The organism is Paraburkholderia sp. WC7.3g (genome assembly GCF_050436345.1).
Lineage (GTDB): Bacteria > Pseudomonadota > Gammaproteobacteria > Burkholderiales > Burkholderiaceae > Paraburkholderia > Paraburkholderia podalyriae.
Map to the genome: position 1 here is coordinate 936,356 of NZ_JBNDMA010000004.1, position 12,894 is coordinate 949,249.

The window sequence follows — 12,894 nt, forward strand, 5'->3', positions numbered from 1 at the left end:
ATTGATGAACAAGAAAATAGTAGTCCTCATTGCATTGGCGGCCCTCTCGGATGCCGCCTTCGCACAAAGCAGTGTCACCCTGTATGGCGTCGCGGACGACAGCATCACGTATACCAGCAACCAGGCGGGCCACGCGGCTTACCAGACGTTCAGCGGTGGGCTCGGCGGCAGCAAGTTCGGCTTCCTCGGCAGCGAAGACCTGGGCGGCGGGCTGAAGGCCGTGTTCCGTCTCGAGAGCGGGTTCGACATGAACAGTGGCAAGCTCGGGTACAACGGCCGCCTGTTCGGCCGTCAGTCGTACATGGGCCTGTCGGGCGACAACTCCGGTACGCTGACGCTCGGCCGCCAGTACGACTTCATGGTAACCAACCTGCAGGGACTCAGCTCCGCGCAACTGTTCGGCGGCTCACTCACGACGCATGCGGGCGATGTCGATGGGATCTGGGGCTCATATCCGGTCAGCAATGCGATCAAGTACGTGAGTCCGGTCTACCGCGGTCTGTCGGCCGGTGCGCTGTACAGTTTCGGCGGCGTGCCGGGCGCGGTGGGAACATCGCAACAGTACGGTTTCGGCGCGAGCTATGCGAACGGGCCGCTGAAGGTTGCCGCTGCGTTTTTGCAGGTGAACAACCCGGCGGTCGCGCGCTTCGACGGCGGGGCCGCGGCGACGCCCGGCGGTCCGTTCACGAACCCGATCACGAACCCGATCTACAGCGGCTATGCGACCGCGCATTCGATGCGCACGTTGGGCGCGGCGGCGAACTACACGCTCGGCGCCACGACCTTGGGCGCGACCTACACGAACACTGCGTTCAATGATGCGGTCGCAACTGCCAGCACCACGTTCAGTGGTTCAGCGACACTCGCATCGTACGAGGCGTTCGTTGCACATTACTTCACGCCGGCGGTCATGGCGGGCCTTACGTACGACTACACGTCGGCGCCGCACGCCCACTACAACCAGCTTGCGGCGGGTGCCCAGTATCAGTTCTCGAAGCGCACGTTCACGTATCTGGTGGTCGCGTGGCAACGCGCGAGTGGCGTCGATTCGACCGGCCATGCGGCAGTCGCGGATCTCACTTACCTGACGCCTTCGGCGACCGCGAACCAGGTCGCGGTGCGCATCGGCATCCGCCACAGCTTCTGAGTGTGGCATAGCGGCGCCATCTGTGACGGCACGGGGTCCGCTCCGGTTGGCGCCGGTTGCGGCCGCGCCGCCCACTTTCGTTCGAGGATAAATCATGTTGGTCGAAATGCGTACCTACCAGATCACGGCGGGCAAAGTTGGCGAATTCCTGGCGATCTACGAGCGCGAAGGGCTCGGCATCATCACCCAGTATGCGCAGCTGCAGGGCTGCTGGACCAAGGATTCGGGCACGCTGAACTCCGTCGTGTTCTGCTGGGCTTACGACGATTACGCGCACCGCGCCGCGCAGCGCGCGAGGTTGGCCGCGGATCCGCAGTGGCAGGCCTTCACGCCGCGTATCCTGCCTTTCCTGGTGCATCAGGAGTCGGTGTTTCTCGCGCCGACCTCGTTCTGCCCGGAGACATCAACGTGCGCGGGGTCAAAAACCGTTGACTTGCCAGTGAGGCAAAAATGATCGATGCCGAACTGATCGCCAAGATGATGTCGTGGCGCCGCCAACTGCACGAACACCCCGAGACCGCTTTCGAGGAAGTGTCGACCTCGGAACTCGTGGCGTCGGTACTGCTCGATCTGGGCTACCAGGTCCACCAGGGGCTTGGCAAGACCGGCGTGGTCGGCACGCTGCGACGCGGCAACGGGCCTGCGCTCGGCCTGCGCGCGGATATGGACGCGCTGCCGATGCGTGAGTTCAATCAGTTCGAGCACTGCTCGCGCAACCCGGGCAAGATGCACGCATGCGGGCACGACGGCCATACGGCGATGTTGCTCGGTGCGGCGGCGCTGCTCGCCCGCGACGACGGCTGGTGCGGCACCTTGAACCTGATTTTCCAGCCGGCCGAGGAAGTCGCCGGTGGCGGCCGCGCGATGATCGAGGACGGCCTGTTCGAGCGCTTCCCGTGCGACGCGGTGTTCGGCCTGCACAATTGGCCGGGGTTGCCGCTTGGTCAGTTCGCGATCAACGATGGCGCGATGATGGCATCGTTCGACACGTTCGAGATCCGCGTCGACGGCAAAGGCTCGCACGCGGCAATGCCGGAGGAAGGGATTGACACGCTGGTGTGTGCAAGCCACATCGTGGTCGCGTTGCAGACGATCGTTAGCCGACGCTTATCGCCGAAGGAAGCGGCGGTCGTCAGCGTCACACAGATTCACGGCGGCGAGGCGTGGAACGTGCTGCCGGACCAGGCGGTGATACGCGGCACGGTGCGCTGTTTCTCGAATGAGATGCAGGCGCGCATCCGCGCGCTGCTCGCCGAGATCAGTACGACGACCGCCCGCGCGCACGGCGCGAAGGCGAGCTTCGAGTACTACGACGGCTATCCGGCGACGATCAACGCGGCACATACGACCGGCATCGCGCTCGCGGCAGCGCGCGCAACGGTGGGTGCCGATGCGGTGACGCTAGGGTGCAAGCCGTCGATGGCGTCCGAGGACTTCGCGTTCATGGCACGCGTGAAGCCGGGCGCGTATATCTGGATGGGTGTCGACGGCGCAAAGCCGAGCGCGCCGCTGCATAACCCGCATTACGACTTTAACGACGAAGCTCTGGCGATTGGGGCCTGTTATTGGGTGAACGTGGTGAAGGGGTTTAAGGGCTGATGTTTATCCACATCTCAGAGCCGCGCGGAGATAACGTTGCTGCGCCGGGCTTGTAAGCGGGCATGGCGATGTTTTGCACCGGTGGCTCTTTGCGGTGGTACTCGATGACGGAAGCACATGATGTTGACGACTGGGCGAACGACGAATTTGACGCGGCTGATCTGCGCGATGTGCGTCTGATGCAGCGTCTGGTCGCGCTAGCGCGCCAGTTGTCGCATAGCCCGCAGTGCTCGTTCCCGCAGTCGCTTGTTGGTCCCGAACCAATGACACATTCAATTGCGCTACGTCCGTAGCGCGATAAGTCAGCGCAACGGGGACGAGTCGCTCACGGCGAATCCCGACCATCCGTGCACAAACTGAGAATTCGTCGAACAGGCCACGCGTAACGTGCGGACGTCGCCCGCGGTCGCAACGGAGCCTCCGGCGTATCGTCAGTGGAACGTGCTGCCGAGCCCGGTCGCCTCGCGCGCATACGACACCGTGCCTTGAACCAGCAAGTGCCTCATCATCCTGCCATGCTCGACCGACGGTCGAGCGCGCGCTGTATCGACCGTTCGCTTACGTCTCGCTGCGAGTCGGGCAGCCACCATCTCGCGATACCGCGAACTGTATCTGCTGCGTCCGGCTGACGGGCGAGGTAGAGCCGAATCGCATCACACAGGCTCCCAAGCATGACTTCGTCGGATTCCACAGTGCACCGGATTCTGGTGTTTTTGTCGCGACTGTCGAGTTCAAGCAACACATAGGCCCTATTGGCGAGTCGCAACGACAAGCATCCCCGGTATCGATCCGGCACGGATGATCGGTGCAGCTGCGCGGATCGGGCGCGGCGCTTACGATGATACAGGCGGGGATAACAGCGTGCCTTTCGGGAACAATCGGATCCGGCTTGCGCTGCTCTGCAGCGCTCGCGCTACGGTCCGGGGAAGGCAGGCATGCCGCCATTAAGTGGAGTCGTTGCTTGCGATGGATTCAGCAACGCAGGCTGCAGCCGCCCGATGTTCGTCGCGACACTCTGCTACTGCGTGTAAGAAATGAGTGTTGCGCCGATGTCTGCAATCATCACCGTTCTGTTCGTTGTCGCGTGGAGTCTGGCGATGTGGAGTCTTCATCAGTTCAGGAGATGCGACCTATGGCAAAACGCTGGTGCGCCGCCGGAGTGAAGTGGCTGACTCACGGTCTGGCGGCGTACCGCGTCGGGTCTTTCCCGTCCACCTTGAGGTGTCAAGGAGCTGCGTAGCACATACCTGCTCGAACAGGCCGCTCACATTGGTCAATTGAAGCTGCAAAAACACTGTTATGTGCCTGCCGCTTACGAAGGATCACTCGGTTTCTGTTCAAAATATTGAGCGGCCGCTTTGGTGATGTACGACCATCCGTTCGGGATCGGTCCAAGGCTTTGCTCGAAAGCCTTCATTCGCCTACCGAAACTGGGATCGAGGCCGGATGACCGCATAGACCGATGACCCGGCGTTAGAGGGTTTTTCGCGAACGGCGGCTGTACGCCTTACTGCTGCCGTTCATTTTGGTGATTTCGTCGATCAGCGAATGTCGGCACTTGGCCGAGAACACCAGTTCAATGAAGGTCCTGTAGAGCGACCCGTTGAAAATCGTCGACGGCCGCTTTCCGGCGGCTTCTGTGGATGAGTACTGTCGGCCATGAGCCGTCGTTCGGCAATGTTAATTGCTCGACGTCTGACAGGCCGCTGAGCACTCTGTAGCCGACGTTCAAGCGTCCGGGACGCAGAAAAACTCTGGCCGAGGCCACGGTTTAGTCGCTGATCACTTGCTCGATCCGTTCCAGAACGACCACACATCAGCCGGACGCGTGCGAGCATCGGTGCCTCAGTCGGCCAGCGAGGCGCTGTCAATGACGAAGCGATACTTCACATTGCCTTTGAGCATGCGCTCGTAGGCGTCGTTGATCTGATCAGCGCGGATCATCTCGATGTCGGAGACGATGCCATGCTCGGCGCAGAAATCGAGCATCTCCTGCGTCTCCGGAATGCCGCCGATCATCGAACCGGCCAGCCCGCGCCGTTTCATGATCAGGTTGAAGACTTGCGGTGAAGGATGCGGCGAAGCGGGCGCGCCCACCAACGTCATAGTGCCGTCGCGCTTCAAAAGGGCGAAGAACGGATCGAGATCATGCGTTGCCGCAACCGTGTTGAGGATGAAGTCTAGGCTTTTTGCATGCACGGCCATCTCACCGGGGTTGCGCGACACGACCACCTCGTGTGCCCCAAGCGCTTTCGCTGCGTCTCGCTTCGACTCCGAGGTGGTGAATGCCACCACATGCGCACCCATTGCATTGGCCAGCTTGATGCCCATATGACCCAGCCCGCCGATACCCACGATGCCGACCTTGTGCCCCGGTCCGACTTTCCAGTGGCGCAACGGCGAATAGGTGGTAATGCCTGCGCACAGCAGCGGCGCAACCGCGGCGAGTTGTGCTGCGTCGTGCCGGATGCGCAGGACGTAGCGTTCATGCACCACGATCTGTTGTGAATAACCGCCGAGCGTGTGTCCGGGCGCGTCAGCCGTCGGGCCGTTGTACGTGCCGACCATGTGGTCGCAATAATTTTCCAGCCCTTAGCTGCAATCCGCGCAGTGCTTGCAGCTGTCGACGATGCAGCCGACTCCAACTAGGTCGCCCTCTTTGAAGCCCGACACATGGGTGCCGACTGCCGACACGCGCCCGACAATTTCATGTCCCGGCACACAAGAAAAGAGCGTGCCGGCCCACTCGGCACGTACCTGATGAATGTCGGAATGGCAGACGCCACAGAAGGCGATGTCGATCTCCACATCGTGCGCGCCCGGTGCGCGCCGGACGATGTCGAGAGATTCGAGAGGTTTGTCGCCGGCATAGGCGCCATATGCTTTTACAGTCACGTTGAATCCTTGAGAAGGATTGTTCAATTCGCCGACGCAGTGTCGAAGCGAGAGGATGCTTGGGAAGCGAATCGGCCCGGGACGCGCGCTTTAGCGCATGATGAGTCCACCATCCACCGATATGGACTGCCCCGTCACATAGCTTGCCGCCGAGCTGCACAACCACAGCACGGCGTCGGCGATCTCATCCGGGCGGCCATGTCGATGCATTGGGATGCCTTCCACCATTGCATGCAGTGCCTCCTTCTGGCCAGAGTCGGCCATTTGTTGCACCATCGGGGTCCAGATCAGGCCAGGGCACACGGCGTTGACGCGGATGCCCCGCGTAGCGTATTCAAGCGCGGCACTCTTGGTCAGACCGAGAACGCCATGCTTAGCTGCATGATAAGTGCCTCGTTCGGCACCGCCCACCAGCCCACCGAGCGAAGAGCAATTGACGATGGCGCCGCTTCCCTGATGACGCATCTGCGTCAGCTCGTACTTCATACAGGCCCAAAGACCGCGAAGGTTGACGGAGTTCATGCGGTCGAAGTCTTCGGCCGTGGCGTCAGCGGTTTCCGCGAGGGCATTTTGGATACCGGCGTTGTTAAATGCCACATCGAGGCGACCGAAAGCGGCGACCGTTTCCTTGACCATCGCCTCGACCTGTTCAAGATTTGCCACGTTGCAACCGATACTGATGGCCTTGTATCCGGCGGCTACGATCTGATCGGCTGCTGCGCGCGCACCCTCTTCATTCACATCTGCCAGAGCGACAGCAGCGCCTGCTGTGAACGGCTGTGAGAATCAGACACTAAACGGCGGCGTCGATCAGAGATGCGGAATGGTCATGCTCTGCTGAACGGTTTGGGAATGGTTTGCGCGGAGAGCGAGAGGCGCTACCCGGTGCGTCGTAAGGAGGGTTCTGTCGCAATAAGAAAAAGTGCGTTGAACAATGGCCCGCATGATTAGGAATACTTATACGGCTAACGAGTAGAACTGCTCCGCGGGAGTCTGTCCGATGCCGCAGTCTTTCATCTGCCCTTTGGCGATCATATGCATAAGTTCAATGCCGCTTAACAAGATGCGCGTACAACGAAATATCTTGAATCCCAACATGGGTCGGGTACGGCGCTTTATCGCCCGATGGTCTTGGTCGGGTAGCCGTACCGCATTGCTGCGGTACGGCCCCCTAAGAACCGTACGTGCGCCTTTAGGAGCATACGGCTCAAGCCTCTACAAAGGGATCTGTCGATACCCGGTGGTGCAACTGCTTTTTCAGGCGTATTGCGGAGTTCTACGGCAATTGGGATGGTGCACCTGGAGGTTGCTTGCTGCATCCGTCCCGCCGTCAGTTCGCTTCACAATGTGCATGACATCCCAGCGGATGTTCATTGTGAGGGGCTGCTGACAGTGGGGACACATGCCATCTTGCCTTGACCAGACACGGTACACCTTGCGGCGACCTCGCGCGGAGTTCAGCATCTTCTGGCCCCATCGGGATTCGAAGTACCGCGCCCATTGCGGATCGTGCGGATTGGCGGCCGCCTTAACAGGCTGCGGAAATACACCCCTCCAAAAGCAACGTCCATCGCTCTGCGCGGCTACCGCCGCGCAATTTTCTGCATTACGAAATTTCAACGTGAATCCAGCTTATTTTTCGACAGTTTGAGGCCTGTTTTCGCCCTCATTACCGCAATCGCTGCCACTACGGGCGGACCTGTCCTAGCGAACGCATGCGCACGAGGTTGTAGGCGGCCATGTTCAACACGAACATCTGGTCGACTTTCTTCAACCCGCGCACCATCACCTGGCGCATGCGCCCCACGGTCTTCGCCCACCCAAAACCTTGTTCGATCAGCTTGCGCTTTTGCTGCGATATCGCGTAGCCCACACTGCGCGCGATCGCATCGGGCACCGCAGAACGGCGACCCGAGGTGTTCTGCGCCACGTGCGGCGTGACCTTCATCTGCTGGCAAGCTTCGATGAATTCCTGTGCGTCGTAACCCTTGTCTGCGCCCAGCGTGATTTGCGCAGCCGCTTCGTCCGCTGCTTGCCGCGCATCATTGATCATGACCTTGGCCGCTTCACGTTCGGCATGTCCGTCAGCACAACTCACGCGGGCGTTGACCACCAGTCCATGGCGGTTGTCGGTCAGCGTGTGGCCCATGTAACGCAATTCGCTGGCAGTCTTGCCCTTGCGGTAAAGCCGTGCATCGGGATCAGTCTTCGACTCGTGCGTCTCGTTGCTCCGCTTGCTGCCCTTGAAGTCGCCCGCGCCGCTGCCGCCGTCGTTATCCCTGTCGTCACCGTCCTTGCGCACAAAGCTCTTGTGTCCCGCCCACGCCTGGATCAGCGTGCCGTCCACGCTGAAGTGCTCGCCCGACAACCAGTTCTTCTTCTGCGCGATGGACAGCACTTCGTTGAAGAATTCGACCACCGCATCGTGCCTGATCAAACGCTCGCGGTTCTTCGTGAATACCGTCGGCACCCAGACCGAATCGTCCATCGACAGACCAATAAACCACCGAAACAGCAGGTTGTATTGCGTTTGCTCCATGAGCTGGCGTTCAGACCGGATGCTGTACAGCACCTGCAGCAGCATCGCCCGAAGCAGCTTCTCCGGCGCGATGCTCGGCCGACCTCCCTTGATGTCGGCCTCGTACATCCCGGCAAACACCCGATCCATCTTAGCCAGCGCCTCGTTCGCCATGACGCGAATCGAGCGCAGCGGATGCGAGGTCGGAACGAAATCGTCCAGCTTGCGCACGGAAAACAGACTCTCGGTGAACGTGTCGGTGCCGCGCATGATCTCCAGGGGGCGGGTGAGGTCCTTACATCAACGCTTTTGCTATCCGTCGCGATGACTTCAGCGCGAGGTATTTCCGCAGCCTGTTAATCTTGACATGCCGTTTTATTGGCGTGTCCGATGCCTTCAGCAAGGTGACCTCTCTCGTTGTGCCATCCTCCTCTTTTTCTGTGGCGGCAAAGACCCAGTCCCGGAGACCCTTGGCCTTGAAGTATTTGATTTTTATCCATCGGGCGCCTTTTTTAGGGTGCCGTCTTGCCGCCCATCGCCATAGCATTGACCAGACCTCGTGATCAACCCGATTGAAGGCTTTCTTGGCGACTACATGGCTGTGGTAATTCGCCCATCCTCGTAAGACAGGATTGAGCAGCATTATCAGGTTCGCCTGTTTAGCCGTCCTGTTGGCCTTGATGATTTCACGGACTTTGTCAAGATGTGCTTTGACGTTCGCTTTCGACGGTTTCATCAAGAGCTTGCCGTTGTACTTGCGAATGTTCCATCCGAGGAAATCAAACCCGTCCTTGATATGCGTTATCCTGGTCTTTTCTGGCGATAAGACCAGCCCGCGTTCCGCCAGAAATTCAGCTACTGCCGGCCTGACCTCATGTTCCAGCCACTCTTTCGAATGGCCGGTGATAATGAAATCGTCCGCGTAACGCACCATGTTCACTTTCAGTCCTCTCTGCCGGGCTCGCGGGAATCTCTCCGCGAGCATCGCTTCGAGGCCATCAAGCGTCATGTTGGCTGCCACCGGTGAGATGATTCCCCCTTGCGGGGTGCCGGCGTCAGTGGGGAAGAGTTCGTTTTGATACACGTAGCCCGCTTTGAGCCACTTCTTTAGGATCACCTTGTCCGTAGGGATATTGGCGAGCATCCAGTCGTGGGAAATTTTGTCGAAGGAAATCACAACAGACTACCCCTCACCACGACCTTCCTGAATCCGTCGTCATCACGCGAACGGGCCACCCGTTCGAAGGCCAGCGCCTCCCGGTCATCGGCCGACGGCAATACATCGACCGGCTGCATCTCCTGCTGATTCTCCCCGACCAGTCACGCAGACTGGTTCCCGTCGACTGGACGGATTTCGCTCCTGGCGCCGTCGCCACGGCCGAACGAAGCAGCCCTGCATCCGACGCGCTGGGCTCACTTGCCGACCTGCTCCACGCTCGCCTGATCATTGACGCTTTACTGCGCCAATCGGAACAGGAGAACAACGATGCAACTGCACCTGGCCTTCGCGGACGTGCCGTCGGACGACGACAGTCTGTGGGAACAGCTCGACCCAGCGGCACGCGAAGCGGCGATCGACCGACTCGCTCAGGCAATCGCAAAGGTCGTAACCGACAACCATCTGAGCCTGCGGGAGAACAATGATGAGTGACGTCACCCTCAAGATCGCTCCCAGCCATTTGCAGCGCGCCGCATTCGTCTACATCCGTCAATCCAGTGCCAGCCAGGTCGAGCACAATCGTGAGTCGACACTGCGCCAGTACGCACTCGCCCAACGCGCCATAGCCCTCGGCTGGAGCGAGCAACAGGTCAGTGTGGTCGACGAGGATCTGGGACTCTCGGGGGCCAGCGCCGCGCATCGTAGCGGCTTTGCCCGTATGACCGCCGAAGTCGCGCTCGGACACGTCGGCATCATTCTCGGCCTCGAGGTCTCGCGTCTGGCGCGCAACAACTCCGACTGGTACCGGCTGCTCGATCTGTGCAGCATGACCGATACACTCATCGGCGACGCCGATGGCGTGTATAACACGGCGCTTTTTAACGATCGGCTGTTGCTCGGATTGAAGGGCACCATGAGCGAGGCCGAACTGCACATCCTGCGTGCCCGTCTGGACGGGGGCATCCGCAACAAGGCCGCCCGTGGCGAATTGCGCCGCGGCCTGCCCACCGGCATGGTGTGGGGCGAGGCTGACGGCGAGGTCAGGCTGCACCCCGACGAAGCCGTCGTCGGAGCATTGCGCACCGTGTTCGCACGTTTTAGTGAGTTGGGCTCCGCCCGCCGGGTCTGGCTCTGGTTTCGTGAGGAGAATCTGTCGTTCCCCTTGCAGATGCATCATAGCGAACAGATCCGCTGGGTTGCGCCGACCTACATGGCAATCCATAGCGTTCTCGCCAATCCGGTTTATGCTGGCGCCTACTGCTATGGAAGAACACGACAGGAACGCTATGTCGACGAACAAGGCATGCTCAGAAAGCGGATACGGCGGCTGCCCCAGTCGCAGTGGGCCGTGTTCATCCGGGACCACCACGAAGGCTATATCGACTGGGCGACCTATGAAGCCAATCAGGCGCGCCTAGGCGCCAATATCAAGCCGAGGCCCCATGAAGCCGGAGGCGCCGTGAGAGAGGGTACAGCCTTGCTGCAAGGCCTGGCCATCTGCGGCCACTGCAGCCGGCGGCTCAGAACCCACTATCGGGGTGCCAATCAGACGCCCGGCTACCACTGTTCGAACAAAGGCATCGAGAATGGCCGCGGCGTCTTCTGTCTCAATGTCGGTGGTTTGCAGATCGACGCCGCAATCACAGAGGCCTTTCTGCGCGCTGTTGAGCCCGCTGGCCTTCAAGCGGCTGTACGGGCCGCAGAACAACTCGAAGCCGATCGCGACGCCGCACTGGCGCAGTGGCGTCTGAGCGTCGAGCGGGCACATTACGACGCACAGCGTGCCGAGAGACGGTACCGCGCCGTCGATCCGGAGAACCGTCTGGTGGCGCGCGGCCTCGAAGCGCAATGGGAGAAGCATCTGCACGAACTTGAACAGGCGAAGCAGGAACTCGCCCGACGCGAGCAGCTCCGGCCCCGCACATTGAGCGCTCAGGAACGACGCGGCCTGCTCACGCTCGGCAAGGATCTCCAGCGCCTGTGGCATGCACCAACGCTCACCGTGCGTGACCGGAAGCAGTTGCTGCGCACACTGCTGGAGGAAGTGACGATTACCGTTCATCGCGAACAATACCTGGCACATCTGAAACTGCGCTGGCGAGGCGGCAAGCTCACCGAATGCGACGTTGCGTTGCCTCGCTCGCGACCCGCCACCATTCGCACCGACGAAGACACGCTGGCGTTGGTCCGTCGACTCGCGCAGCACTATCCGGATGCGACCATCGCCGGCATCCTCAACGCGCAGGGCCCTGAGCGCACAAGGCTTGCGTTTCAACCAGAACCTCGTCGGTAACCTGCGTCGTCATTGGAAGATTCCATGTTTCGAACCGCCCGCTGAGCTTCCCGAGGGAGAGTTGCTCAGCATTCGTCAGGCGGCCCGTGTGCTGGGTACGGCACCGTCGACGCTACATCGCTGGGTCAACGATGGCTTCATCGCCGGCGAACAACCGACGCCCGGTGCCCCATGGCGCATTCGCATCACTGACGCCCTGCGTAGCCGCTTCGTCGATAACAGTCCCGACGGATATGTCGTCATGCAGGCCGCAACGCGGCGACTTGGTGTTTCCCGTCAAACGGTGTTGCAGCGTGTAAAGCGCGGCGAGCTTGACGCCGTGCTGGTTCGTCGCGGACGATGCAAAGGCTTGCGCATCAAGGTCTCCAACGATCAGCCGGACTTCTTCGAACACACTTCATGAACCAGAGGGCATTGCTATGAGAGATCGAACCTTCACCATACGCGACTGCAGCCTTCTTACCTGACGTTGAACATCGGCCCAATTGATGCCGTCCCACGCCACGCCAGAAGGTGCACGCGCCCGTGTTGCTGCACTCATTTGCTTTCCTTCCGTATAGATGGTTCTGCAAGCTCTCTGGTGAAGAGAGACCACGAGGAAGTCTGCCCGCTTTCGCGTCGGGTGATGTTGCAACCCGTATCCCGTCCATTACAGCCGGGCATTCGCTTTTTCCCCGATCCTGTGCCCGCACCGCCATGAGCAGACCTCGCAGCCTGCTGTCCCCGAAGGGAGCGATACGGGGTTTCCACGTTCCGCTTATGGAAGTACGTCGGGTTAGGTGCCTGCTCTGGGCCGGGAGGTAAATGGATCACGAAAGCGTAATAGAAAGACGCTGTTCCCACCTCCGGTACCGTTTTGGTTCGAGCGCGATAGCCATTTCCGCTCGTTCAACATAACGACCCTATTGCAGATTCAAATGTTTTCACCATACCGACTATCTGGCACTCATCCGGCTTATGGCTGCCAGAAGGGTACGCCTCTCGCGATTGATACCCCACGCCTTGCAGCGCTTCGTTACGTTGTCAGAGCCGCTCTTGATTCAGGCTCCTAGATTCACCGGGTGACACCGGTGGTTCACTCCTTCTATACGGCGAGAAGGGTGAACAACTTCTGTAAGCGACTTCGTGTCGCACTTCCACGATATTGTTGAGATACTGATATGACTTTCCATGTCAATCGCGATGTTGATTTTTCGCTTTTTCATAGGCGCGAGAATTCCCTGAGGGCGGCGTAGCAGTAAGGTCGACGGTGGATCACACTGATATCCGCGGATTGGCTACCG

9 protein-coding genes and 3 pseudogenes are annotated in these 12,894 nt (G+C 60.2%); 7 read left to right on the forward strand and 5 right to left on the reverse strand.

Annotated elements, in window-relative coordinates; genetic code table 11:
* Positions 1-4 precede the first annotated feature (4 nt).
* The 4 genes from OKW43_RS37690 to OKW43_RS37705 all read left to right on the forward strand — a co-directional run bounded on the left by OKW43_RS37690 (position 5) and on the right by OKW43_RS37705 (position 3,039).
* The gene (locus tag OKW43_RS37690) at positions 5-1,147 is read left to right on the forward strand and encodes a porin (protein WP_429453665.1); all 1,143 of its coding nucleotides are present in this window, start codon (positions 5-7) and stop codon (positions 1,145-1,147) included.
* A gap of 94 nt (positions 1,148-1,241) precedes the next feature.
* Positions 1,242-1,601, forward strand: coding sequence for an NIPSNAP family protein (locus OKW43_RS37695; protein ID WP_018420990.1), 360 nt, complete (start codon positions 1,242-1,244; stop codon positions 1,599-1,601).
* Positions 1,598-2,746 (forward strand): M20 aminoacylase family protein, encoded by a 1,149-nt coding sequence (locus tag OKW43_RS37700; protein WP_429453667.1) that lies wholly within the window; start codon positions 1,598-1,600, stop codon positions 2,744-2,746. Before OKW43_RS37695 ends, OKW43_RS37700 begins: the two co-directional genes overlap by 4 nt.
* Before the next feature lie 104 nt (positions 2,747-2,850).
* A complete protein-coding gene (locus tag OKW43_RS37705) occupies positions 2,851-3,039 on the forward strand; it encodes an IS4/Tn5 family transposase DNA-binding protein (RefSeq protein WP_429453669.1) in 189 nt (62 codons plus the stop codon).
* A 1,552-nt stretch (positions 3,040-4,591) separates the two neighbouring features.
* Here OKW43_RS37705 and OKW43_RS37710 read toward each other — a convergent pair.
* From OKW43_RS37710 to OKW43_RS37730, 5 genes and pseudogenes are all read right to left on the reverse strand, one after another.
* Positions 4,592-5,641, reverse strand: a pseudogene (locus OKW43_RS37710) (NAD(P)-dependent alcohol dehydrogenase).
* Between the two features lie 90 nt (positions 5,642-5,731).
* Positions 5,732-6,400, reverse strand: a pseudogene (locus tag OKW43_RS37715) (SDR family NAD(P)-dependent oxidoreductase); the annotation flags it as partial.
* 198 nt (positions 6,401-6,598) lie between these two features.
* Positions 6,599-6,778: pseudogene (locus OKW43_RS37720) on the reverse strand (IS6 family transposase); the annotation flags it as partial.
* Positions 6,779-7,328: 550 nt separating this feature from the next.
* The gene (locus OKW43_RS37725; protein WP_429453671.1) at positions 7,329-8,429 is read right to left on the reverse strand and encodes an IS5 family transposase; all 1,101 of its coding nucleotides are present in this window, start codon (positions 8,427-8,429) and stop codon (positions 7,329-7,331) included.
* 25 nt (positions 8,430-8,454) lie between these two features.
* Positions 8,455-9,336, reverse strand: a complete 882-nt coding sequence (locus OKW43_RS37730) for a group II intron maturase-specific domain-containing protein (RefSeq protein WP_429453673.1) — start codon at positions 9,334-9,336, stop codon at positions 8,455-8,457.
* Positions 9,337-9,645: 309 nt separating this feature from the next.
* Here OKW43_RS37730 and OKW43_RS37735 point away from each other — a divergent pair, with 309 nt between their 5' ends.
* From OKW43_RS37735 to OKW43_RS37745, 3 genes are read left to right on the forward strand one after another with little or no spacing between them, the layout of a single operon-like run.
* Positions 9,646-9,810, forward strand: a complete 165-nt coding sequence (locus OKW43_RS37735; RefSeq protein ID WP_164862249.1) for a hypothetical protein — start codon at positions 9,646-9,648, stop codon at positions 9,808-9,810.
* Positions 9,803-11,611, forward strand: coding sequence for a recombinase family protein (locus OKW43_RS37740; RefSeq protein WP_429453675.1), 1,809 nt, complete (start codon positions 9,803-9,805; stop codon positions 11,609-11,611). Before OKW43_RS37735 ends, OKW43_RS37740 begins: the two co-directional genes overlap by 8 nt.
* A complete protein-coding gene (locus OKW43_RS37745; protein ID WP_429453677.1) occupies positions 11,583-12,014 on the forward strand; it encodes a helix-turn-helix domain-containing protein in 432 nt (143 codons plus the stop codon). Before OKW43_RS37740 ends, OKW43_RS37745 begins: the two co-directional genes overlap by 29 nt.
* Positions 12,015-12,894: the final 880 nt, after the last annotated feature.